Origin of the sequence: Sphingomonas sabuli (assembly GCF_014352855.1) — a bacterium.
GTDB classification, from domain to species: Bacteria; Pseudomonadota; Alphaproteobacteria; order Sphingomonadales; family Sphingomonadaceae; genus Sphingomicrobium; species Sphingomicrobium sabuli.
The window spans coordinates 1,431,859-1,456,934 of record NZ_CP060697.1 but is presented as its reverse complement, the minus strand read 5'-3'; the positions used below and the strand labels follow the sequence as shown (position 1 = coordinate 1,456,934).

Here is a 25,076-nt window from a genome sequence, read left to right as displayed (position 1 = left end):
GTCGCGCGGTCTATCCCAGTTTGCGGGACAAACGCGTGCTCGTCACCGGCGGGGGGTCGGGGATCGGTGAAGGCATTGTCGAAGGCTTTGCGCGCCAGGGATCGAACGTCACCTTCTTCGATATCTGCGAGGATGAGTCCCGCGCGCTGGCGTCGCGAACGGGTGCGCAATTCGTCTCCAACGACCTGACCGATATCGCCACGACGAAGCGGACGATCGGCAAGCTGATCGAAGACGGCGGCGCGTTCGACGTGCTGGTCAACAATGCGGCCAACGACGATCGGCACGCCTTTGTCGATGTCACCGAAGACTATTGGGACAACCGCCTCAACGTGAACCTGAAGCACCTTTTCTTTTGCGCGCAGGCGGCGGCTCCGGCGATGCAGGCGAAGGGCGGCGGAGCGATCCTCAACCTCGGGTCAATCAGCTGGCACCTCGCGCTTGAAGACCTGGTTCTTTATCAGACCTGCAAAGCGGCGATCGAAGGCATGACGCGATCGCTGGCGCGCGATCTCGGCAAGGACAATATCCGCGTCAATTGCATCGTCCCCGGCAACGTCCGCACGCCGCGTCAGCAGAAATGGTACAGCGAGGAGGCAGAGGCGGAGATCGTCAGTGCGCAGTGCCTGCCGGGACGCCTGGTGCCGGAAGATATTGCGGCGATGGCGCTGTTCCTGGCGTCCGACGATGCGCGGCTGACCACCGGCCACAATTACTGGATCGACGCGGGTTGGCGGTGATCGCCGGCGAACCCGAACTGGTTGCAGATCTTGGCGCCGAGCTTGGCGAGGGGGCGCTGTGGGACGGGCGCGACGCCAGCCTGTGGTTCACGGACATCAAGCGGCGGCGCGTCTATCGCTATCATCCAGCAACCCACGATCTCTCCAGCTGGAATGCGCCAGCGGAAATCGGGTTCGTCGTGCCTGCACAAAGCGGCGGTTTCATTGCCGGGTTGCAGGGCGGGTTGCACCGCTTCGACCCCGAAAGCGGACGGTTCGAATTGCTCGCAGCGGTCGAGGCCGACCGGCCAGGTAACCGGCTCAACGATGCGGCCGTCGATCCTGCTGGGCGCTTGTGGTTCGGATCGATGGACAATGCGGAGGAAGCAGACAGCGGCGCGTTCTACTGCTTCCACCGCGGCGAGTTGCACGTCACCGGGCTGGACGGAATCTGCATCACCAACGGCCCGGCGATCTCCCCGGACGGGTCAACGCTCTACTGGGTCGACACGCTGGGGCGCGCGATTTTCGAATGCGCGATCCGGGCGGACGGCGCGCTTGGCGCATCGCGGCAGCTAATCGCCATCGCCCCGGCCGACGGCCACCCCGACGGCCCAACCGTCGACAGCGAAGGCTGCCTGTGGATTGGCCTGTACGGCGGATGGGCGGCGCGCCGCTATTCCCCAGCGGGCGACTTGCTCGAAAGCGTCGCCTTCCCCGTCGGCAACATCACCAAGCTCGCGTTCGGAGGGGACGACATGCGCACCGTTTTCGCGACAACGGCCAGCCAGAAGCTGACCGCGGACGAATTGTCCAAACAGCCGAAGGCCGGCGGGCTGTTCCGCTTTCGCACCGAGGTTGCGGGCCTGGCGTCGCCGGCGGTCGCCGACCGATGAAACCCGTTGCAGCAATCCTCCTGTTCGGCACCGCATCCACTCTTCACGCGGCGCCCAAACTCGACCCGATGTTCGCCACCCACTCCGTCGTTCAACGCGGGGCCAAGGCCGCGATCAGCGGCACCGCCGCGCCTGGCGAACACGTCAGCGTATCGCTTGGCCGGCAACGGGCGGACGGGCGCGCGGACGCCAGCGGGCGCTGGCTGGTGCGGTTGCCTGCGGTCCCGTCCGGTAGGCCGACCCAGATCGAGGTGCGCGCGGCATCGGGCACGGATCGCGCGGACGACGTGCTGATCGGCGATGTCTGGTTGTGTTCGGGCCAGTCGAACATGGAACTGCCGGTCAGCCGGGCACTGAACGCCGCGGACGAATTAAGCGGGTCGGCCGACACGCAGATGCGCCTGCTGACGATTGCCACCATGACCGCGACCGCACCCCGATTGAGCTTCGAGAAAGCGCCGGCTTGGGAGGTTGCTTCGCCCGACACCGTCGCTCCATTCTCCGCCGCTTGCTATTTCATGGGCCGGGATTTGCGCCAATCGCAGGACGTGCCGATCGGGCTGGTCGATGCCACCTGGGGTGGGACGGCGATCCGTGCCTGGCTGGATTCGGCCAGCGCGGCCCAATCGGCACCGGACGACGTGGCTTTGCTGACGCAGTTCGGAACCGACCCCATCGCCGCCAATCGCCGGTTCGGCGAACGATGGCAGCAATGGTGGGCGCGAACGCAATCGACCCGGCCATGGGCCGAACCGGACGCGCTCAACTGGAAACCGATGAAAGTCGGCTTCTGGGAAAATTGGGGCGACCCCGCTTTCGCCAGCTTCAACGGCCTGGTCTGGGCGCGGGCGACGGTGACACTGACGGAGGCCGAGGCAGCGCAGGGCGCGCGCCTGACCCTTGGCGTCATCGACGAGATCGACGAGACCTGGGTCAACGGCGTGGCCGTCGGCTACACCTTCGGTTGGGACGCGAAGCGCGATTATCCGCTGCACACGGGGCTGCTCCGTCCGGGTAAGAACAGCATCGTCGTCAATATCAACGACAGTTACGCGTTTGGTGGCTTTCAGGGGCCGGAAGGCGAACTTGCGCTTCGGCTGGCCGACGGGACGGTCAAGCCGCTGGCGCCGACGCTGGAATATGCGCGCGTACCGCCCGAAGTCGGGTCGCCGCCGCGCGCCCCGTGGGACCAAGCGGCCGGCCTTTCGCTGATCTACAACGCGATGATCGCCCCGCTGGGCGCAACCGGGCTCAAAGGTATCGCCTGGTATCAGGGGGAAACGGACGGCGGGAGCGCGACCGGCTATGCCGAGCGGCTCGGTTCACTCGTGTCGGGATGGCGGGCGCAGTTCGAAGATGCGGGGCTGCCCTTCCTGGTCGTCGGGCTGCCCGGCTGGGGCTCGCCGCCGGTCGAGCCAAGACCAAGCGGCTGGGCGGAAGTGCGCGATGCGCAGCGCCGCGTGGCCGCAGGCGATGCCAAGGTCGCGCTGGTACCGGCGATCGATGTCGGCGACCGGCTGGAACTGCACCCGCCGCAGAAACAGGCGATCGGCCATCGCCTGGCCCGGGCGGCGGAGGCGCTTGCCTACAGCGCGGATCATGCGCGGTCCGGTCCGCAGGCCGACGCGGCCATCCGGTCGGGCAACGACGTGATCGTCACGTTCGGCGGGATCACCGGGAAACTTCGCGCGTGGAGCGGCGCCCCGCTCGGGTTCGAATTGTGCGGACCGGCGCAGGACAGTTGCCGATATGCCCGGGCAACGATCGAAGGATCGGCGGTGCGCGTGACCGGCGATGGACGACCGGTCACCCGTGTGCGCTTCGGGTGGGCCGACGCGCCGATCGTCAACCTGTTCGACGATGTGCCGCTTCCAGTCAGTTCCTTCGAACTGCCCGTCCGCTAATCGATCGACCGCCCGCGCGTTTCGGGCAGCAACAGGGCGCCGATGATTGCGGTCAGCGCCGCGATCGTCACCGGATACCACAGCCCCGCGTAGATATTGCCGGTCGCGGCGACGATGGCGAAGGCGATGGTTGGCAGGAACCCGCCGAACCAGCCGTTGCCGATATGGTAGGGCAGGGACATCGACGTGTAGCGGATACGCGCCGGGAACAGCTCGACGAGCAGGGCGGCGATGGGGCCGTAGACCATCGTCACCAGCAGCACGAACGCGGTCAGGATGGCAATTGCCAGCGGCATGTTGATTTCCGCCGGATCGGCTGCGGCGGGATAGCCGGCGGTCTTCAAGGCATCGCCTGCCGTGGCCTGGAAAGCCTTGATCGATGCGGCTCGGCCGGCCGCGTCCAGACCGCGCGGGTCCGGCACGGGCAGGGTCGCTTCGCCGATGCGCAAGGTCGCCGCCCCGTCGCGCGACGCCACATTGGCATAGTTGACGCCGCTCCTGGCCAGGAATGCCTTGGCAATGTCACAGGACGACTGGTCGAACTTGTTCTTGCCGATCGGGTCGAACTGGAAGGAACAAGTGGCCGGATCGGCGGCGACCGTCACCGGGGCCTGCGCCTGCGCCGCGTAGAGCGCCGGATTGACCGCCCGGGTGAGCGCCGCGAACAGGGCGAAATAGCTGACCGCCGCCAAGGCGCAGCCGGCAAGAATGATCTTCTTGCGGCCGATGCGATCGGACAGCCAGCCGAACAGGATGAAGAACGGCGTGCCGATGATCAGCGCGACGGCAATCATGATGTTGGCGGTGGCGCCGTCAACCTTGAGGATCTTTTCGAGGAAGAACAGCGCGTAGAATTGGCCGGTGTACCAGACAACCGCCTGGCCCGCGACGGCCCCGAACAGGGCGATCAGCACCAGCCGCAGGTTGGGCCAACGGCCGAACGCCTCGGTCAGGGGGGCGCTGGACGTGGTGCCTTGCGCCTTCATCCGCCGGAACACCGGGCTTTCTTCGAGCTGGAGGCGAATCCACATCGAAACGCCGAGCAACAGCAGCGAGATGAGGAAGGGCAGGCGCCAGCCCCATTCGGCGAAGGCTTCTTCCCCCATCAGCGTGCGCGTGACGATGACCACCAGCAGCGCGGCGAACAGGCCGACGGTGGCCGTCGTCTGAATGAAACTGGTGTGCAGGCCGCGGCGGCCGGGCGGGGCGTGTTCGGCCACGTAGGTTGCCGCGCCGCCGTATTCGCCGCCAAGCGCGAGGCCCTGGACCAGCCGCAGGGTGACCAGCAGGGCCGGCGCCGCGACTCCGATCGACGCGTAACTCGGCAACAGGCCGACAGCGAAGGTCGACAGGCCCATAAGCCCCATGGTGACGAGGAACGTGTTCTTGCGGCCGACAAGGTCGCCGATCCGTCCGAATACGATCGCGCCCAATGGGCGCACCGCGAAGCCCGCGGCGAAAGCGGCCAGCGCAAGGATGAAGCCGGTGGTTTCGTTTACGCCGGAGAAAAATTGCGCGGACAAAACTGTTGCGAGCAGACCATAAAGGTAGAAGTCATACCATTCGAAGATCGTACCGAGGGACGAGGCGGCAATGACGAGCTTGCTGTCCTGCTGATCGGCGCGATCGGTCAATGGTTGTGCCTTGGGGTCTTGTTGCTGGTGCCGCGATACTTGACCGCGAAATCGAGCACCGCGCCATCGCGCATCTGGCCCGTCTTCTCGCGATACAATTCCTCCCACGGCGTCCGACTTTCCGGCACCGCCGGCGGCGCTTCGGACTGACGCCGGGCGATCTCTTCGTCGGACACCAGCGCGTCGCAGCGGCCGGTATTGAGATCGACGCGGATCATGTCGCCGGTGCGCAGCCACGACAGGCCGCCCCCAGCCGCGCTTTCGGGCGAGGCATTGAGTATGCTGGGGCTGTCGGACGTGCCAGACTGGCGCCCGTCGCCAAGCGTCGGCAGGCTGGCGATGCCGCGCTGGATCAGCGCGTCCGGCGGCTGCATGTTGACCACTTCGGCGGAGCCCGGCCAGCCGATCACGCCGGCCCCCCGGATGACCAGGATACAGCCTTCGTCGATGTTCAGCGCCGGATCGTTGATCCGCTCGTGATAATCGTCGGAGCCGTCGAACACGATCGCCCGTGCCTCGAATATGCCCTCGCGGCCGGCCTCGCTTAGATAGCGCTTTCGGAAATCGTTGGAGATGACGCTGGTCTTCATGATGGCGAAGTCGAACAGATTGCCGCTGAGGACGAGAAAGCCGGCCTTTTCCCGCAACGGCGCTGCGAAGGCCTTGATCACCGCCCGGTCGGTGCTTTCGCGTGCGTGCAGGTTCTCGGCCTGCGTGCGGCCCGTCACGGTCAATTCGCCGCCGTCGAGCTGACCGGCTTGAAGCAGTTCCCACAACACCGCCGGGACGCCCCCGGCGCGGTGGAACCGCTCGCTCAGATACTCACCCGCGGGCTGCATGTTGACCAGCAACGGAAGGTCGTAACCGACGGTCGTCCAATCGTCGGGTCGCAGGTCAACGCCGGCATGGCGGGCCATCGCCATCACGTGCGGCTGGGCGTTGGTCGAGCCGCCGATCGCGGTCACCAGGCGGATGGCGTTTAGAAAGGATGCGCGGGTCAGGATCTTCGACGGGCGCAGGTCTTCGTACGCCATGTCGACGATGCGCCGCCCGGTTTCATAGGCCATCTGCCCACGCTCGCGATATGGCGCGGGGATCGCCGCGTTGCCGGGCAGCGAGAGGCCCAGCGCTTCGGACACGGCGTTCATCGTCGAGGCCGTGCCCATCGTGTTGCAATGGCCGAGCGAAGGCGCGCTGTCGGTGGCGCGGCGGAAGAATTCCTCCTCGTCGATCTCGCCCGCGGCGAGCTTGCGGCGCGAGCGCCAGATGACGGTGCCTGAACCGACCAATTCGCCCTCATGCCAGCCGTCGAGCATCGGACCGCCGGACAAGGTGATCGCAGGAATGTCGACCGTGCAGGCGGCCATGATGCTGGCGGGCGTCGTCTTGTCGCAACCGGTGGTAAGGACGACGGCGTCGATCGGATAGCCATTGAGCGTTTCGACGAGACCCAGATAAGCGAGGTTGCGGTCGAGCGCGGCGGTCGGGCGGCGACAATTCTCGAAGATCGGGTGCATCGGGAATTCCATCGGCACGCCGCCGGCGTCGCGAATGCCCGCCTTCACCCGGTCGACGAGCGACAGGTGCACGCGATTACACGGGACCAGGTCCGAACCCGATTGCGAAATGCCGATGATCGGCTTGCCCGAGCGTAGCTCGTCCGGGGTCAGCCCGCTGTTCATGAACCGCTCGAGATAGAGCGCGGCCATATCGCTCCGGCCCGGGGCATCGAACCAGTCGCGCGAACGGAACGGGCGGGCGGGTTGGCGGCTCATGGGTTCCTCGTGAAGCTCCCCGCCCGCATGGGACGGGGAGGCTTATCCATCAACCCTGCATTTCTTCCAGTTCCTTGCCCTTGGTCTCATGGATGTACTTCTGGACAAGGAAGAAGCTGATCACCGCGCAGACAGCGTAGAAGGTGTAGCTTCCGGCCAGGCTCCATGCCGCCATCATCGGGAAGGTCTGCGCGATCAGATAGTTCGAAAACCACTGGGCGAAACCGGCCACGGCCAATGCCGATCCGCGGATCTGGTTGGGGAACATCTCGCCCAGCATGACCCACATCACCGGACCCCAGCTGACGTTGAAGAAGATCACGTACAGGTTGGCCGCGACCAGCGCGACGATGCCCAGTTCGTCGGACAATTGCAGCTTGCCGGCCGGATCCAGCGTCCCGTTGGCGAAGGCATAGACCATCGCGAACAGCGTGACCGCCATGCCCGCGGAGCCGATCAGCAGCAGCGGCTTGCGGCCGATCTTGTCGATAACCGCGATGGTCACGAAACAGGCCGCAATCGAAACCGCGCCCGACACCATGTTGATCTGCAACGACTGGTCTTCGGTAAAGCCGGCCAGCTGCCACAAGGTCGCGCCGTAATAGAAGATGACGTTGATGCCGACGAGTTGCTGGAACACCGCAAGCATGATGCCGACCCAGACGATCGGACGAAGACCAAGGACCGGCCCCTTGATGTCGCTGAAGCGCGGCTGGTGCTCGGCATTGAAGGTTTCGCGAATCTCGCGCAGCTTGGATTTGGCGACGCCGCTGCCGAACAGGCTGGCAAGGACGCTTTCGGCCTGGTCGTCACGACCCTTGGAAACGAGATAGCGCGGGCTTTCCGGAATCGCGAACAGCGCGACCAGAAAGATCACTGCCGGGATGGCCTGCATCAGGTACATCCACCGCCAGGCTTCGATCCCAAGCCAGTAGGTTGCGGTCGATTCTCCGGCCGAAGCGGCGAGGAAGTAATTGACCACGAACGCAGCGGTAAGGCCGGTGATGATCATGATCTGCTGCACCGTCGTCAGCCGGCCGCGGATATTGGCCGGCGCGACTTCGGAAATGTAAGCTGGAGACAACACGCTGGCCGCGCCGACCGCCATCCCGCCGACCAGCCGGGCGGCGACGAACACCGCCTGCGTTTCCGCGAAACCCTGGACCAGCGCGCCGACCGTGAAGAAGACCGCGGCCAGCATCATCACGTTGCGGCGGCCGAACATGTCGGCCAGCCGGCCCGCGCTGAACGCGCCGATGAAACAACCGATGAGCAGCGACCCGACAGTGAAGCCCAGGCCAGTGTCACTTAGCGCGAACGCCTCACGCAGCCCTTGCTGCGTGCCGTTGACCGCACCGCTGTCGTAACCGAACAAAAAGCCGCCGATCGTTGCCACCGCGACGATGGCGCCGATGAACCCAATGTTGGCGCCTTCACTTTTTGCAACCATGACAAAGCCTCCCTGCTCCGCTTCGGATGTTAGCGGTAACGGAACTGCCGTCCATGATTATTTTTCAGGCTTGCGGATCAGCGCGGCGGGGCTGTCGATTGACGGACGACCAGCCGGTAATCGAGCACACGTTCGACCGGATGCCTGACTGGCGAATTGATATTTGCGAGCAGCAGGGCGACTGCGGCCTCGGCCATTTCGCAAATCGGCTGACGGATGGTGGTCAGTTCCGGCCACACGTTGGTCGCAAGCGCGGTATCGTCGAACCCGGCGACGCTGAGATCGCCGGGAACGTCCAGCCCGCTGCGGTGGGCGACGCTGATAGTGGCGGCCGCCATGTCGTCGTTGCTGGCGAAAATGGCCGTCGGCCGGTCGGCGCGATTAAGCAGCTTTTCCGCTGCGATATGTCCCGACTTATATTCGAAATACCCCTGCTCGACGAGCGTCTCGTCGATCGCGATCCCGGCCGCGTTAAGCGCGTCGACATAGCCTTGATAGCGAAGCTTGCTTGCCAGCTGGTTGGGGTCGCCGAGGATCATCCCGATACGCCGATGGCCAAGCCCAATCAGGTGGCCGACCATTTCCTGCCCCGCCGCGCGGTCGTCCATGCGCACATTGAGCGGGTTCTTGTAATGCTCACCCATGACGATCGTGACGCTCGGGATTTCGGCCTTGGCCAGCGCCGACAGCACGATCTTGGATTCGGACACCGGCGGCGGAATGACGACGCCCAGCGCGCGTGCGTTGATTGCCCGACGAACCGCGTCCTCCTGCTCCTGCTTGCTGCTCAGGTCGCAGGTTTCGATGATCAGGTGATGGCCGCCGCGGCGGGCGCCGTCGAGCGCGCCGACCAGGATCTCGCTGAAATAGGCATTCGACGGATTGGAATAGAGCAAGGCAATATGCGCGTCCTTGCCCGCGGCAAGATTGCGCGCCGCCGTGTTGGGGCGGAAGGACAGTTTCTCGATTGCTTCCTTGACCCGATCGCGGGTGGCGTCGCGGACATTGTTCTCGCCGTTGATGACGCGCGACACCGTCATCGCGGAGACGCCGGCGTGACGCGCGACGTCGTCGATCGTTACCCCTCCGCGGCCTCTCCGGCTCTGCTTCATGCGCTCTCCTGCTTGCGCTGTAAGAAGCGGCGGCATGCATTGCAACGCCGGTAAAGACCGATATGGTAGCGCTACCAAAAGGGGAGAGAGACATGATCGGGATGCAGGGCTTGCGAAGAGTTGCGTTCGGCACCCTGGCATTGGCCACCATGGCGACGGCCGGATCCGCGCACACCGCGCCCACTGCGCAAGTCCCGTACAAGAACCCCAGTCTGCCGGTAGAACAGCGGATCGACGACCTTTTGGGGCGGATGACGCTCGACGAAAAGGTCGCGCAATTGATCGCGGTGTGGGAGCAGAAGGGCAAGATCCAGACCGATGCCGGCGTCTTTTCGCCGGAAGAAGCGACTCAGAATTTCCCCCACGGTCTGGGTCAGATCGCGCGCCCGTCGGACAAGCGCGGCGTGGACACGTCGAATGCGGGCGATGCGGGTGCATCGGCAACCGGGGTCAACCGCGACGGCCGCGACACCGCCGAATATGTCAACGCGGCGCAGCGCTGGGCGGTGAATAACACCCGGCTCGGCATTCCGATCATCATGCACGAGGAGGCGTTGCACGGGTACGTCGCGCGCGGCGCGACCAGCTTCCCGCAGGCGATCGCCCTGGCCAGCACCTGGAACCCGGCGCTGCTGGAAAAGGTGTTTTCGGTCGCGGCACGCGAAATGCGCGCGCGGGGCGCGACGCTGGCCCTTTCCCCGGTCATCGACGTTGCCCGCGACCCGCGCTGGGGACGGATCGAGGAAACCTATGGCGAGGATCCGTATCTGGTCAGCGAAATGGGGCTTGCAGCGATCCGCGGCTACCAGGGAAAGACGCTGCCGCTGGCGTCCGACAAGGTGCTGGTGACCCTCAAGCACATGACCGGCCACGGCCAGCCGGAAGGCGGCATCAACGTCGGCCCGGCGCAGATTTCGGAACGCACGTTGCGCGAAGTTTTCTTCCCGCCGTTCGAACGTGCGGTGACGGAGCTTCCCGTGCTGTCGGTGATGCCGTCGTACAACGAAATCGATGGCGTTCCCTCCCATGCCAATCGCTGGCTGCTGCGCGACGTGCTGAAGGACGAATGGGGCTTCAAGGGTGCGACGGTCAGCGACTATTTCGCGATCCGCGAGCTGGTGTCGCGGCACAAGATGTTCGGCAACGTCGCCGATGCCGCCGAGCGGGCGATCAAGTCCGGCGTGGATGTCGAAATGCCCGACCCCGAAGGGTATGTGCATCTGCCCAAGCTGGTGACGTCCGGGCGCGTTCCGATCGCCCTGGTCGACGATGCGGTGCGCCGCGTGCTGCGGCAGAAATTCCAGTCCGGCCTGTTTGAAAATCCCTATGCCGATCCGGCCAGCGCGGAAGCGGAGACCGCCACGCCGGATGCGGTCGCGCTGGCGCGGCAGGCGGCGCGCGAAGCGGTCGTCCTCCTCAAGAACGACCGGGGGCTTTTGCCCTTGAACGCGGCAAAGGTCGACCGGATGCTGGTCGTCGGCCGCCATGCGAAGGAGACGCCGATCGGCGGCTACAGCGACGAGCCGCGCCATGTGGTCAGCGTGCTCGAAGGCCTGCAGGCGGCCGGACAGGGCAAATATTCGGTCGATTACGCCGAGGGCGTCCGCCTTACGGAAACGCGGTGCTGGTCCTGCGACGAGGTCAAGGTCATTCCCGCCGAGGTCAACCGCAAGCTGATCGCCGAAGCCGTCGCCAAGGCGCGGCAGGCCGACACCATCGTCATGGTGCTGGGCGAAAACGAGCAATTGAGCCGTGAAGCATGGGCGGGTACGCACCTTGGTGACCGGGCCTCGCTCGACCTTTTCGGTCAGCAGAAGGACCTCGCCCGCGCAATCCTTGCGCTGGGCAAGCCGACGGTGGTCGTCCTGCTCAACGGCCGCCCCCTGTCGGTGAACTATCTTGCGGAGAACGCGCCGGCGTTGCTGGAGGGCTGGTATCTCGGGCAGGAAACAGGGCACGCCGTCGCCGACGTTTTGCTGGGCGCTTACAACCCGGGCGGAAAGCTCCCGGTGACGATCGCCCGATCGGCCGGGCAACTGCCGGTCTATTACAGCCAGAAGCCGAGCGCCCGCCGCGGCTATCTGTTCGACGAGGTGAAGCCCCTGTTCCCGTTCGGATACGGGCTCAGCTACACCAGCTTCGATATCTCCGCGCCGCGGCTTGCGCAGGCCAGTATCGCCAGTGGCGAGAATGCGCGCGTCCTGGTCGACGTGACGAACACCGGCCGGCGCGCGGGCGACGAAGTGGTGCAATTGTACCTGCGCGACGACGAAGCGTCGGTCACGCGCCCGGTGATTGAACTGAAGCGGTTTCAGCGGGTCACGTTGCAGCCGGGCGAGCGCCGCACGGTCACATTCGAACTGACGCCGCGCGACCTGTCGTTGTGGAACATCGACATGAAGCGGGTCGTCGAGCCGGGCACTTTTACCGTGTCGGCGGGCCCGAACTCGGCAGCGCTGAAAAGCACGAAACTGACCGTCCGCTAGCGCAGCGCGCCAAGCGGGGCACCGGCCCCGACCTGGTCCAGCCAGGCTGCCGTCCACAGCAGCGGCGCGTTCCAGTTGATCGCCACTTCGTTGGTGGTGAACGACCGGTAGTCATCGACCCAGCAGGTCTGTGGAGCGCATCCCTTGGCGGGTCCGACCGGCTCGTCGCGTCGCGGGCTGCTGGTGCTGTTTGGACCGCCAGAAACGATGCCCGGAGGCGGCGGGGGGAAAGCAGGATCGGCAGCGCGCGCCCAGAAGCGATGATGCGGATTGGCCATCGGATGTTCGCCGTAGCCGGTGACGTAGGACCGGCTGAGCGGATTGCGTCCGAGCACATAGTCCATCGCGTCAATCACGCCGTCGCGATATTTCGTGTCGCCAGTGAAGTCGGCGGCCAGTCCAAGGATCATGGCCCGGTTCAGCAGGCTGGAGTTTGAGCCCCACGGATAGCCTTCGGCCGGCGCGTACGGGATCGCGTAGCCCACCCCGGCGCGCTCGCCGAGGAAGCCGTCGGCGGCGCGGGTGATGGCGGTGCGCAGCCTTGATCGTTCGGCCGGATCGACGGCACCGGGCAACAGCGCCAGCGTGATGGTGCCGAGCGGCGCGACGGCCGGCCAGCCAGGTTCGCCGACGGTTGCAAGCCGGTAGAAGGCAGAGCTTTCGACGGTGCTCCGGTAGGCCGGCCGACCCGTCGTTGCCAGCAGCTCGGCCGCCGCCCAATAGAATTCATCGGCCAGATCGGCGTCGCCATAGCCGCCGCTGCCGGGAAATTCGTCGATGGCATGGATTGCCGGGTTTCGCGCGGCGGCTGCCCAGGCGCGCTCCGCGGCTTGAAGGCATCGTGCGGCAAAGGCGGGATCGATGGTCTTCCAGATGCGCGCGCATTGCGCTGTGACCGCGGCAAAGTTGAGCGTCGCGGCCGTGCTCGGCGGAAACAGCACGCGCGGTTCGCGGTCTTGGTCGGGACGCAGCGGGATGCCAGTCCACTTGTCATCGCTGACCTTGTGATGGACCATCCCGGACACGTCGACCGGGCTGAACTTCAGCTTCGGCTGGTTGCGCTTCGCGCCGACGGGGAGCTGCATCGTTGTGCTGTCGGGCACCTGCATGCGGAAGAAGAATTCGAGTTGCCAGCGCGCTTCGTCGAGCAGGTCGGAAACACCGTTTCCGGCTTCCGGGATGGCCGCCCTGCCGTCCGCGAATTGCGCGGGCGTGCCGGCCAGCTGGTTGCGTTCGTGCAGGTTGAGCAACGTCCACAGGCTGATGCCGCCGTTGACGACATATTTGCCGTGGTCCCCGGCGTCGTACCAACCGCCGCGCACGTCGAGGCTATAGACGCAGCCCGGCCAGGCGTTGCCGTGCCCATCCGTGCCCGCGAGGCATTTCGCCGCTTCGGTCGCATGGCCCGCCGGCCGCGCCCATTGCGCCCCGGCAAATCGCGCCTCGATCGGAATGCCGGCACGTGTCTGATAAAAATAGCCCAGCGCATCGCGAGCGAGCGGAGCATAGGTCGCGGCCGAAATATCGAACGGTTCGCTAGTCGCTTCTCCGACCACCAGCCGGTATGCGGGCCCGGCACTCGTGAAACTTGAGAAATCGATGCGGTGGATGGCTTGGCCCGACCAGCGGTCGGCGCCGAACGGGCTGGTCAATCCGCTTGCGCGCGTCGTGCCGTCGGTGTCGAGCAGGCGCCATGGAAGCGGCTGCTTGGACGCGCTGGTGACGATCGCGCGCTTGGCGCCGGCGGGCAACATGCCGACCTGATTGGCATGGACCGCCAACGGCTGCGCAAACGCTGCCTGCCCTGTGACCAACATTACAAGGGCGGCCCCGATCGCGCGCATCGTCATCTGGCTCCTCCATCGTAGGCGTAGAGTCCGAATACGGCGCCGACGAAGCCACCAGCCGTCTTCGTGCTGAGGATCGTTCCGTCCGCCTTGTCGACCAGGGTCGTCCAGGTCGTGCCATCGCTGCTCCAGTCGAAGGCGTAAGCGGGACCATCGGCGCGGATGCGAAGCTGGACGGGCAAACCGGGCTGTGTCGCCAACCGTCGGCTGGCGACAACCTTGCCGACCTTGGGATCGTCCGGCCCGGCGCGGCGCTTGACGGTGATCGTTGGATGGCCGCCGTCGTGGCCGACCACGATGGCATACCAGTAATCGTCGTTCTGCAGCGCGACCAGCCCCGCTTCGCCCGTTCGCGAATCGATGCGAACGCTGGTGGTGGCGCTGGCCTGCAGATGCTGCTGGCGACGAGCGAGAAAGGACGGATTGCCCTGATCGCCAAGCGCCACGGCGCGCGGCTGCAGCAGCAGTTGGCCGGACTGCAGCGACCACCACAGCTGGCGCGGGTTGCGCATCATCATCCAGCCGGGGGGAAGCCGGGCGCCGTCGAACTCCTCGCGGACGGTGAAGGTGCCGCGCGTGGGCGTTGCCGGCGGCGCGGTCGCCGGGAGGTCGGGCCGCTTGAGAATAGTGGGAATGCGCGCGCCCGGTTCGGTGATCCGCGGCCATCCGTCGACCCAGCGCACCGGCAGCAGGAACGTCTCGCGGCCGGTATTGTAATAATCGCCCGAATAGGGCCGCGTGGCGAGGAAAGTCGTCCACCATTCGCCGGACGGGGTCGTGACGAAATCGGCATGGCCGGCGGATGTGACGGGCAGGACGCGATCCTCGGGAAGGTCGCGCTGCGTCAGGATGGGATTGCCGGCGAACGGCTCATACGGTCCGGTCACCGCCTTGCTGCGCAAGACCACCTGCGAATGATTGACGCTGGTGCCGCCTTCCGCGGCGATCAGATAATAATAGCCGTCCTTCGAAAAGATGTGGGGCCCCTCGATCCAGATCGGCTTTTCCTCCGGCCGGACGCCCCCGTCGAGGAGCAGCGTCCGCGGCCCAAAGGTTTTGAGCGTCCGGGTATCGAACCGCTGGATCCAGATCGCGCGGTGCCCGTCATATTTGGGCTCGCCGGGGGGCGGCCCGTTGTTGAGGATGAAGGCCTGACCGTCCTCAAACACCAACGACGGATCGATGCCGCCTTCAAGGTCCGGTAGCCAGGCCGGGTCCGACCAGGGTCCGGCCGGATCGCTGGCGGTGATGACGAAATTGCCCCCGCAATCGACGCAGGTGTTGGCGATGTAGAAGGTGCCGTCGTGCCAGCTGATCCCGGGCGCGAAAACGCCGCGCGACAGTCCCAGCGCCTTGAAATCGAGCTGGCTGTTACGGTCGATGGCGTTGCCGACCTGTGTCCAGTTGACGAGGTCGCGGCTGTGAAAGACGGGCAGGCCGGGAAAATAAGCGAAGGTCGAGGTGACGAGATAATAATCGTTGCCGACCTGGGTGATGCTGGGATCGGGGTAAAAGCCCTGCAGGATGGGGTTGGAGAACTCCCCGGGGCCGGCGGCTGGGCCAGCTTCCGTGCCTGAATATTCGAACCAGTCGAACGCCGCCGGGGCCGCCGCCGCCGCGCTGTGAGCGCTAACAAATGTAAGCCAGAGCATGGCGCTGCGGATGTTCACGCTGCAAGCTCCTCGGCGGCGCAATTCTCAATGATGAATTGCTTGTGGGATGGCATGTAATCCGCGCTGTTGTGGACTGTATCGGCGATGTGCCGGAGACGGGCGCGGGTCTCGTCCACCGACAGGATGTCAGCCACCGGGTCGTAGGTGCGCGGCCGCATCAACTGGCCAATCATCACCGCGAACCAGCTGGTGTCGTTGAACAGTTCGTCATTCTCGCGGAACGTCCGCCCGTAGGCGTTGAACACGCGGATCTTCTCCTCGAGCCGCTCAGGGATCGGCATGTTCCGGCAATATTTCCAGAACTCGGAATCGTCGCGCTCGGTCGCCTTGTAATGCAGCACCAGGAATTCGCGCACAATTTCATATTCGTTGGAAACGATGCGATTGTAACGGTCGATGTCGGCCTGCTGGAAGGTGCGGTCGGGGAACATTGTCATAAGCCGCGACAATCCGCTCTGCACCAGCCAGATGCTGGTCGATTCCAGCGGTTCCAGAAACCCCGCGGCAAGACCCAGCGAAACGCAATTCTTGACCCACATCTGCTTGCGCCGACCGGTCGTGAACGGCACCACGCGCGGGTCCGCCAACGGCTTGCCGTCGAGGTTGGACAAGAGTGTGTCCGCCGCGTCCTCGTCGCTGATGAAGTCACTGGCGAAGACATGGCCGTTGCCGATCCGGTGCTGCAGCGGAATGCGCCATTGCCATCCAGCCGATCGCGCCGTGGAACGGGTGTAGGGGACGATGTCGTCCGTGCTTTCGCACGGCACCGCGATTGCGCGGTTGCAGGGAAGGTAATGCGACCAGTCTTCATACCCCGCCTTCAGAGCCTGCTCGATGATCAGTCCGCGAAAGCCCGAGCAGTCGATGAAGAAATCGCCCTCGACCTTGCTGCCGTCCGCCAGTGTGACGGACTCGACGAAGCCGTCCTCGCCGCGCAGGTTGACGTCGACGATCTTGCCTTCCTGGCGCTTCACGCCGCGGGTTTCGGCATAATCGCGCAAGTAGCGGGCATAGAGACCGGCGTCGAAATGATAAGCGTAGGCGATTTGCGACAGTGGCGAGTTGCCGGCGTCGAAAGGGCGCATGAACTTGCCGCGTTGTCCTGCATAGGCCGGCAGGGACCAGGGATCGAGCGTCTCCGCTTCGCCCAGTTCGTGCATGCGCAACCAGTGCGAATGAAAGGACACGCCCTTCATGTTCAGCCCATAGGATCCGAACGGGTGGAAATAGGTGTGACCTTCACGGCCCCAGTTCACGAACTGGATGCCAAGCTTGAATGTGCCCTTGGTGCGGCGGACGAAATCGTCTTCGTCGAGCTCAAGCATGCGGTTGAACGTCGCCATTTGCGGGATCGTCGCTTCGCCGACGCCGATGATCCCGATCTCGTCGCTTTCGATCAGGACGACCTCGCAATATTCGGTGGTAAGGATCTTCGCGAGGGTGGCCGCGCTCATCCACCCGGCGGTGCCGCCGCCAACGATGACAACTTTACGAATGCGCTGGTCGGTCACTGAAGAGATCCTGCTGAAATGGGCTGCCGGGCCTGACGTTGCCCGTCGTTGATGGTGGCGGCGAGGAATTGTGCGTGCGTCGGCATGGCCCGGGCGGCCTCATTCATCGCCTTGCCCATGCGATCGAAGATTGCCGACAGGTCGCCGATCGGGACCGCGTCGGCAAGCGGGTCCCAGCGGCGCGGGACAATGTTCTGCCCAAGCATGACCGCCAGCCAGCTGGCCTCACTGAACAGATCGTCATCATGCCAGAAGATACGGCCGCATTCGCGAAACAGGTCGATCTTGCGTTGCAGGGTGTCGGGGACGGCCATTGCCGCCACTGATCGCCAGAAGGCGGAATCGTCCCGTTCGGTCGCCTTGTAGTGCAGGATAATGAAATCGCGGACCTGCTCCATCTGGCCGCTGGTCAGCCGATTATATTCGTCTTCGAGCACCGGCGTGAAACGACCATCGGGAAGCATCGCGAGGAGCTTGGAAATGCCGGCCTGGACGAGGTGGATACTGGTCGATTCGAGCGGCTCCAGAAACCCGGAGGCAAGGCCCAGCGCGACGACGTTGTGGCTCCATGCCTTGCGCAGCCGGCCGGCCGTGAAGCGGATCAGCCGGGGCTCGCCGAGCGCTTCCCCTTCGGCCCGCGACACCGCGGTGTCGGTCGCTTCGTCATCGGACAGATGGTGGCTGGAATAGACATAGCCCGTGCCCAGCCGATGTTGCAGCGGGATGCGCCAATGCCATCCGGCATCCAGCGCCGTGGCCCGAGTGTAGGGTAGCGGCTGCGCGTTCCCGCCCACGGGCAAGGCGACCGCCCGGTCGCACGGCAGATATTCGCTCCAGTCGTCGTAACCGACCCCCAGAGCCTGCCGGATCAGCAAGCCGCGAAAGCCGCTGCAATCGACGAAGAGATCGGCCGCCAGCCGCCGCCCGTCGCTGAGCGTCACCGCAGCAACGAAGCCGTCTTCGCCGCGTCGTTCGACGTTCTTGACCATGCCCTCGACGCGGCTGACGCCGCGCGCTTCGGCGTTGCCGCGCAGGAAAGCGGCATAGGCGGCCGCGTCGAAATGATAAGCGTAATTGAGCGTCGAGAGGATGGAGCGGGGATCGCGCTCGGGCAACTGGAACCGGCCCAGCCGCGCGGCCTGCGCGCACAGATTGTAGTCTTCGATCGACCCACCCAGCCCGTGCGCTTTCAGCCGTAGCCAATATTGGTGGAAATTCACGCCGTCCATGTCGGCGCCGAATGTGCCGAAAGGATGCAGATATCGATCGCCGCGCCGTGCCCAATCGACGAATTCGATGCCCAGCTTGTAGGTTGCTCCGGTCGCGCGGACGAAGTCGCGTTCATCGACGCCGATCATCGCGTTGAAGGTGCGAATGGGCGGGATCGTCGCCTCGCCCACACCGATCGCGCCGATCTCTTCGGACTCGACCAGCGTGATTCCGACCCCGGACTGGGTCAGCCGCGAAAGGGCAGCAGCGGCCATCCACCCGGCAGTTCCGCCGCCTACGATCAATATGTGAGACAGGGGCTGGCTATCGCTCATGCCGCCGCCTCCCGGCCCAGCGACGCCAGATAATCGCCATGCCTCGGCGCGCTGACCACGGCCCTGATCATTGCCTCGCGCAACCTCGCCAGCTGCCGACGCGCATCCTCGGCCGGGACGCTTGATGTCATCAGTCCGACTTGCGCGGGTACGACGCCGAGCATGTCGAGCAACGTCGCCCATTCTTCCTCGTCGGCACGATCGCCGTCGACCAGCGGAACCCGGCCGCGCGCTCGAAACGCCGCGATCTTCGCGGCGAGCGAGGGCGAGGGGTCCGCCTTTGCGCGATCGGCCCAGAATGGATCGCCGGGCCGAGCGCCAAGTATGTAGCGCGCCGCCGCAAAGTCGCGGGCGCAGTCGAGGGCGTTGGCGGACAGGCGGTTATATTCGCCGGCTTCCGTGACCGCATCCGGCGATCCGGAGTAGAGCGTTAGGAAATTCTCCAGGGCGGACACCAGAAGATCGGCCGCCTCTGCCGATCCCGGCTCGGTCACGGCCGACGCACTGCCGATCGCAACACAGTTTCCGCTCCACGCACGATCCAGACGGCCCGGTGCGCAGGCGGCGAAATGCATGGCCTCACGCGGCTCGCCGTAGCTGTTCGCGACCAGTTTTCCGGCGATGTCCGAATCGCTGGCGCGCGCGGAATCGAAACTAACAACTTCGCTGACCATCCCCTGCGCCGGGCAGCTCAGGCGCCAACCGCACGCGTGGGCTGTCATCATCGCGAACGGGGACGGCGGAACGTCGGTCGCAAAAGATTGCGCGCCGACCCGATCGTAGCCGAAACTTTCCGACCAGCTGCAAAAGGTTGCACCGAGCCGGGAGGCAATCCGGCGTTGCGGTCCGCTGGCATCGATTACGAAGTCGGTGGCGACGCGCTCGCCGTCATCCAGGACAAACTCCGCCACGCGACCGTCCGTGATGGTTGCATCCCGAACGACGCCAAGCGACTGGACCCCGCCCCGTCTGGCGACCGAGCGCAGCTGCGCCAGGTACGGCTTGCGGAGCACGTGCATCCCGTAGTCGAAGGACGACATTGGCGAGCGCGGATCGGGAGACGGACGCTGAAAGCGGCCGGATCGCGCAAGCAGGGTGGCGACGGAAAAGTCGGACAGCAGGAACTGGTCCGGGCTTTGGCGCGCATGCAGGGCGACCGGTCCGAACGGGAGTCCGAAGAGCGGAACGCCGATGTCGCCGAACGGCAGAAAGCCTTCGCCCCGCGCGCCCCAGTTTGAAAAAGCGGTGCCCAATGCAAAGCTGCCGCCGGCAAGATTGATCAGGTCGTTTTCGGCGATGCCGGTACGGGCGCACAGCCGGCCAATGCCGGGCGAAAGCGGCTGCACTGCCGCAAGGTCGTCCGGATCGTCACCGCTCGCTGCGCAAATGGAAACGGCGAAGCGGTCCGCAGGCAGGGCACAGGAGAGCATGGCCGCGGCGGTCGAGCCGGCAAAGCCATCGCCAACGATCACAAGCTGCTGCTTCCCGGCGGACATCATGCAATGGCCGCCGCGCCGATCTGGCGCAGATAATCGCCGTGTCTGGGTAGCGCGACGGCTGCTCGCTCAACCTCGTTGCGCATGGCGTCAAGCGCCTTGCCGGCGACGGTTGCCGGAACGCCGGCCGCCGCCGCGGACGAATGGTGCGGGAAGATGCGCTGCCCGGCGAAAACTGCGATCCAGCTTGGCTCCAGGAACATGCCGTTACGATAGCTGGCAACCAGCCCGCGGTCCCTGAACAACGCAATCTTCTCATCGAGGGAAGGCGGCAACTCCATTGTCCGGCAATAGTCCCAGAACGGGCTGTCGTCCCGCTCGGTCGCGCAATAGTGCAGGATCAGGAAGTCGCGGATGCGTTCGTATTCCACGTCCATAATGCGGTTGAACTCCGCGGCGGCGGAAGCATCGCGCAAATCGTCCGGAAGAAGCTCTAGCAGGTTGGTGATCGCCAACTGGATAAGATGGATGCTGGTCGATTCCAGCGGTTCGAGAAATCCCGCGGACAAACCGATGGCAACGCAATTGGCAACCCATTGCCGGTCCCTCCGCCCGGCTTCGAAACGCAGTCGGTTCGGTGCTGCCAGAGCTTCGCCTTCCAGCTGGTCCAGTAGCAGACGTTCGGCTTCTTCGTCGCCGACAAACTCGCTGGCATAGACGTGTCCGTTGCCGACACGATGCTGCAGCGGAATGCGCCAGATCCAGCCGGCGGATTGCGCGGTGGCCCGTGTGTACGGATCGATTTCGGGCCCAGCCGAGCGGCACGGCACCGCGACGGCGCGATCGCACGGCAACCAGCGGCGCCAGGATTCGAAGGTGCTGCCCATCGCCTGTCCGATCAGCAGGGCGCGAAACCCGCTGCAATCGACGAACAGGTCGCCGGCGACTTCCTGTCCGTCTTTCAGCGTGATCGACCGGATGCCGGACTCAGGATCGCTGTCGACCGCCACGATCGTCCCTTCGGTACGGACCACACCGCGCTCTTCGGCCAGGTCGCGCAGGAACCGGCCGTAAAGCCCGGCGTCGAACTGGTACGCATAGGAATAGGTGGATTCGATGCGCCGCGGGTCGGATGCCGGATGCGCGAACCGGCCCTTGCGCGCTGCGGCGACGGGAAGCGAATAGGCTTCGAGAGAACCGCGCGCTGGCCCTCCCGACCTAACCCATTGCTGCAGGAAGGGAGTGCCCGAAACATCCGCGCCGAAAGCGCCGAACGGATGGATATAGCTGTCGCCGATCTGCGCCCAGTTGCGAAATTCGATCCCCAGTTTGAAGGTCGCTTTCGTCCGCCGCATGAATTCGGCTTCGTCGACACCGAGGGCCGAATTGAAAAATCGGATGTGCGGGACGGTCGCTTCACCGACCCCGACCGTTCCGATCTCGGCCGATTCGACCAGATGGATTTCGGCTGCCGCCGGCGACAATTTGCTGCGCAGCGCAGCGGCGGTCATCCACCCTGCAGATCCGCCGCCGACAATGACGATACGGATAGGTCTGCCGGCGATGATTGCCCCCTCCAGATTGCTGCATTGCACAATCGAATGTGCATTGATTGTTCGTGAAATAGCAGATTACGTTACCGCTAACAGCGCAAGAATCATCGTCAAGTGTTAGCGCTAACGTTTTGTTCGAGGGGGAGGTCAAGTTGCGCGATTCGTGGAATAGCCGGGACCGGCGAGCACCGGCTGCGCTTAAAGCCAGCGTATCGATTCTGGCGCTGTGTATTTTTGCAAATCCCTATGTGGCCATTGCCCAGACCGTGCCGCCGGCCGATCCGGAAGCGCCGACCAACGACGTGTCGACGACAGCCGCGGAACAGCAGGAAGGCACGTCCTCCAACCCCAGTTCGCCGACCGAAGAAGCGCAGCCTGTTCCCAACGCCGACACGATCGTCGTGACCGGCATCCGGCGCAGCTTGCAACGGTCGCAGGACATCAAGCGCAATTCCGACGTGGTGGTCGATTCCGTGACTGCCGAAGACATTAGCGCGCTTCCCGACCGCTCGGTCACGGAGGCGCTGCAGCGCATCCCTGGCGTGGCCATCGACCGCTTTGCCGCGGGCCGGGATCCGGATCACTTTTCGACCGAAGGCAGCGGCGTCGTCGTTCGCGGCCTGACCTATGTCCGCAGTGAGTTGAACGGGCGCGACACCTTTAGCGCGAACAACGGCCGCGGCCTTAGCTTCTCCGACGTTCCGTCCGAACTTCTTGGCGGCGTCGATGTCTTCAAAAGTCCGTCGGCCGACATGGTCGAAGGCGGCATTGCCGGCACCGTCAATCTGCGCACCCGCGTCCCGTTCGACCAGAAGGCGGGCTGGGTCGTCGCCGGTTCGGCTGAAGTCAGCTGGGGCGATCTTCGTCGTGAGGCCGCGCCGACGTTTTCGGTCCTTGCCGCCAATCGCTGGGACACGCCGATCGGAGAATTCGGCCTGTTGGGCAGCGTCGCTTATTCGAAACTGAAGTTCCGCAGCGACGGCATCCAGATTTCCAACTACGGCGCCCGCACGCTGTACAGCGACGGTTCGCGGACCGACGTGATTCCGTTCGACGGCGCCACTGCACAGGGCACCGGTTATCTGCCGCGCGGCGCCGCCATGCGCAGTCAGGAAACGGACCGCACGCGCCGCGGCTATTCCGCCGCCGCCCAGTGGCGCAGCAACGACCAGACGATGCTTGCGACGCTGCAATTCCTGCGGTCGGATTCGCGCGAATCCTGGACCGAGCACGCGATCGAAATCGCGACCGACAACGTCACGTCCAACGGCGACAGCCGGGCCGTCCCCGGAACGACGCTCGACTTCGACGACGACGGCCTGTTCGACAACGGGGTCATCACCGGCCCCACCGGATGGCGCGACGACCAGCAGAACACGACCGCCTGGGGCGGCAACGGCGACGTGCGCACGCCGATCTACGGACTGCAGAGCAACAACATCAAGCGATCGGTCGAACAGCGCTATGTGACGACGGATATCGGCGCGAATTTCAAGTGGGACGCGACCGACCGACTGACCCTAAACCTGGACCTCCAGCGGGTGTCATCGCACGTCAACAACCTCGATGTCGGGATCTGGGGATCGACGTTCCAGAACGCGTCCATCGACATGAACGGCAGCGACCTGCCCGACATTGTCTTCCTGCCCCCGGAAGTCTGTTCGGGGCCCGATGCGAACAGCCCGTGTACCGATCTGGCCGGCGGTGCCGTCCCCGATCCCCCAAGCTATTTCGGGGTCGATCAGAACGGCAATGTGCACAACAGCTTCTCCGACCCGTATAACAACTTCTTCCGCAGCGCGATGGATCACATCGAAGACAGCGACGGCAAGGAGCATTCGGCGCGGTTCGACGCGGATTATGCCTTCCCGGAGACCGATTGGTTGACCTCGATCCGGGCCGGCGTCCGCTACGCAAAGCGGGATAACGTCGCCCGGTTCTCGACCTACAATTGGGGCGTGCTCAGCGAGATCTGGGGTGGCCGCGGGCCAGTCTGGATGGACGACCTGGTCGACGGTTCGCCCAACACGCCGGGCGGCTTCCCGGCCGGCCAGCAAGCGGGGCCGTTCGATTTCCCGCGCTTCTTCCGCGGCGATGCCGGCGATCCGCAGAACGGCGATCCGCGCCTGTTCTATAGCGGCGATCCGGCTGGCGATTACGAAGCGCTGGCCCAATATGCGCTGCTGATCGGCGATGAATGGCGCGACCGGCTCGTCAACGGCTGTCCGCAGAACTGGGTGCCGCTCGCGATGCGATGCGGAACGGTCAACGGCACACCGTTCCTGCCCGGCGAAATCAACCCGGTCGATGAACGCAACAAGGCGGCGTATGTCATGGCCCGCTTTGGCCACGAATTCGACGGCGGCCAGAAGCTGAGCGGCAATATCGGCGTCCGCTACAGCCATACACGCCGATCGTCCGAAGGCAGCCAGGTATTCAACCTGGTCACTTTCTCGACCGAGGCGGATTGCAACACTCCTGGACCGTCCGGCCCGACGCCGTTCTGCCAATTGCCGGCGAACGTACGGGAATCGGCGCGGCAGTTCGCGAACGGCGCTATCGCCACCGACACGGTGACGGTGAATTACGATTACTGGCTGCCGGCGTTCAACGCCAAGCTGGAAGTCGGCAACGGACTGCAGTTCCGCGCCGCTTTCTCGAAGAGCATCACGCCGCCCGAATTCGGCCTGACCCGCAACTATTATCTGCTCACGCTGGCGGCGAACCAGGAAGACATCGAAGCCGGGGGCGGCTTGCCGATTGCCCGGGCCACGGTCGGCAATCCTTATCTGAAGCCGATCGAAGGGACCAATTTCGACTTAACGGCGGAATGGTATTTCGCCGGCAATGGGCTGGGCCAGCTCAGCGCGTCGCTCTTCTACAAGCGGCTCAAGGGCGTGCTGACCAACGGCGTCGAGCGCATTCCGTTCACTAACAACGGGGCGACTTTCGATGCCCTCGTCACGACGCCCGTCAACTCGGAAGACACTGGCAAGATCAAGGGCTTCGAGCTTGCCTACCAGCAGGTCTACAACTTCCTGCCGGGCGCATTGTCGGGCCTCGGTTTCTCGGCCAGCTACACGTTCGTCGATTCCAGCGGCGTCAGTCAAAGCACGCTGTCCGAAACCGATCCGGACGTCGCGGCGGGCAACCAGTCCAACGTCGACACCGGCCTGCTGCCTTTGCAGGGCCTGTCGAAGCACACGCTCAACCTGTCCCCATTCTATGAATATGGACCGTGGTCCGTGCGCCTCGCGTACAACTGGCGTTCGAAATTCCTGCTGACCGCCCGTGACGTGATCGTGCCGTTCGCGCCGATCCTCAACAATGCGACGGGACAGCTGGACGGGTCGATCTTCTACTCCATTAACGACAAGGTGAAGCTCGGCGTGCAGGGCGTTAACCTGCTCAACGAGGTCACCAAGACGTCGCAGGTCCTCAATAACGACCTGCTAACGGCACCGCGTTCGTGGTTCATGAATGACCGGCGCTTTACCGGGATCCTTCGCGTCTCCTTCTAGGGGCGAGGTTTCGGC

General features: G+C 64.8%; 15 protein-coding genes. 5 read left to right on the top strand and 10 right to left on the bottom strand.

Annotated elements, in window-relative coordinates:
- Nucleotides 1-20 precede the first annotated feature (20 nt).
- The 3 genes from xylB to H8M03_RS07320 are packed head-to-tail and all read left to right on the top strand — an operon-like array spanning nt 21 to nt 3,519.
- Entirely contained in the window at nt 21-740 is a 720-nt protein-coding gene (gene xylB / locus H8M03_RS07330) for a D-xylose 1-dehydrogenase (RefSeq protein WP_281399833.1), read from the top strand.
- Complete coding sequence (locus H8M03_RS07325) at nt 740-1,615, top strand: SMP-30/gluconolactonase/LRE family protein (protein WP_187480993.1); 876 nt, start codon at nt 740-742, stop codon at nt 1,613-1,615. Before xylB ends, H8M03_RS07325 begins: the two co-directional genes overlap by 1 nt.
- Complete coding sequence (locus H8M03_RS07320; RefSeq protein ID WP_187478820.1) at nt 1,612-3,519, top strand: sialate O-acetylesterase; 1,908 nt, start codon at nt 1,612-1,614, stop codon at nt 3,517-3,519. Before H8M03_RS07325 ends, H8M03_RS07320 begins: the two co-directional genes overlap by 4 nt.
- On the opposite strand, the gene H8M03_RS07315 is transcribed toward H8M03_RS07320, so the two are convergent.
- The 4 genes from H8M03_RS07315 to H8M03_RS07300 all read right to left on the bottom strand — a co-directional run bounded on the left by H8M03_RS07315 (nt 3,516) and on the right by H8M03_RS07300 (nt 9,490).
- Entirely contained in the window at nt 3,516-5,153 is a 1,638-nt protein-coding gene (locus H8M03_RS07315; RefSeq protein ID WP_187478819.1) for an MFS transporter, read from the bottom strand. The genes H8M03_RS07320 and H8M03_RS07315 overlap by 4 nt on opposite strands.
- Nucleotides 5,150-6,928, bottom strand: coding sequence for an IlvD/Edd family dehydratase (locus tag H8M03_RS07310; protein ID WP_187478818.1), 1,779 nt, complete (start codon nt 6,926-6,928; stop codon nt 5,150-5,152). The genes H8M03_RS07315 and H8M03_RS07310 overlap by 4 nt, the downstream gene beginning before the upstream one ends.
- A gap of 49 nt (nt 6,929-6,977) precedes the next feature.
- Entirely contained in the window at nt 6,978-8,378 is a 1,401-nt protein-coding gene (locus H8M03_RS07305) for a sugar porter family MFS transporter (protein ID WP_187478817.1), read from the bottom strand.
- Nucleotides 8,379-8,455: 77 nt separating this feature from the next.
- Nucleotides 8,456-9,490, bottom strand: a complete 1,035-nt coding sequence (locus H8M03_RS07300; protein WP_187478816.1) for a LacI family DNA-binding transcriptional regulator — start codon at nt 9,488-9,490, stop codon at nt 8,456-8,458.
- 101 nt (nt 9,491-9,591) lie between these two features.
- Between H8M03_RS07300 and H8M03_RS07295 the strand changes: the two genes are divergently transcribed.
- Nucleotides 9,592-11,976 carry a glycoside hydrolase family 3 N-terminal domain-containing protein gene (locus tag H8M03_RS07295; RefSeq protein WP_187480992.1) on the top strand — a complete coding sequence of 795 codons (2,385 nt, stop codon included), beginning with the start codon at nt 9,592-9,594 and terminating at the stop codon, nt 11,974-11,976.
- Here the strand turns inward: H8M03_RS07295 and H8M03_RS07290 are convergent.
- From H8M03_RS07290 to H8M03_RS07265, 6 genes are read right to left on the bottom strand one after another with little or no spacing between them, the layout of a single operon-like run.
- On the bottom strand, nt 11,973-13,826 hold the full coding sequence (locus H8M03_RS07290; protein WP_246448786.1) for a glycoside hydrolase family 9 protein: 1,854 nt from the start codon (nt 13,824-13,826) through the stop codon (nt 11,973-11,975). The two genes, H8M03_RS07295 and H8M03_RS07290, sit on opposite strands and share 4 nt — an antisense overlap.
- Nucleotides 13,823-15,493, bottom strand: a complete 1,671-nt coding sequence (locus tag H8M03_RS07285; RefSeq protein WP_343070833.1) for a glycoside hydrolase family 43 protein — start codon at nt 15,491-15,493, stop codon at nt 13,823-13,825. Before H8M03_RS07285 ends, H8M03_RS07290 begins: the two co-directional genes overlap by 4 nt.
- Complete coding sequence (locus H8M03_RS07280; protein WP_187478815.1) at nt 15,490-17,007, bottom strand: tryptophan halogenase family protein; 1,518 nt, start codon at nt 17,005-17,007, stop codon at nt 15,490-15,492. The genes H8M03_RS07285 and H8M03_RS07280 overlap by 4 nt, the downstream gene beginning before the upstream one ends.
- Complete coding sequence (locus H8M03_RS07275; RefSeq protein ID WP_187478814.1) at nt 17,004-18,551, bottom strand: tryptophan halogenase family protein; 1,548 nt, start codon at nt 18,549-18,551, stop codon at nt 17,004-17,006. The genes H8M03_RS07280 and H8M03_RS07275 overlap by 4 nt, the downstream gene beginning before the upstream one ends.
- A complete protein-coding gene (locus H8M03_RS07270) occupies nt 18,548-20,050 on the bottom strand; it encodes a tryptophan 7-halogenase (RefSeq protein WP_187478813.1) in 1,503 nt (500 codons plus the stop codon). Before H8M03_RS07270 ends, H8M03_RS07275 begins: the two co-directional genes overlap by 4 nt.
- Entirely contained in the window at nt 20,047-21,582 is a 1,536-nt protein-coding gene (locus H8M03_RS07265) for a tryptophan halogenase family protein (RefSeq protein WP_281399831.1), read from the bottom strand. Before H8M03_RS07265 ends, H8M03_RS07270 begins: the two co-directional genes overlap by 4 nt.
- Nucleotides 21,583-21,788: 206 nt before the next feature.
- Here H8M03_RS07265 and H8M03_RS07260 point away from each other — a divergent pair, with 206 nt between their 5' ends.
- The gene (locus tag H8M03_RS07260; RefSeq protein WP_222931862.1) at nt 21,789-25,061 is read left to right on the top strand and encodes a TonB-dependent receptor; all 3,273 of its coding nucleotides are present in this window, start codon (nt 21,789-21,791) and stop codon (nt 25,059-25,061) included.
- The last annotated feature ends 15 nt before the right edge of the window (nt 25,062-25,076 follow it).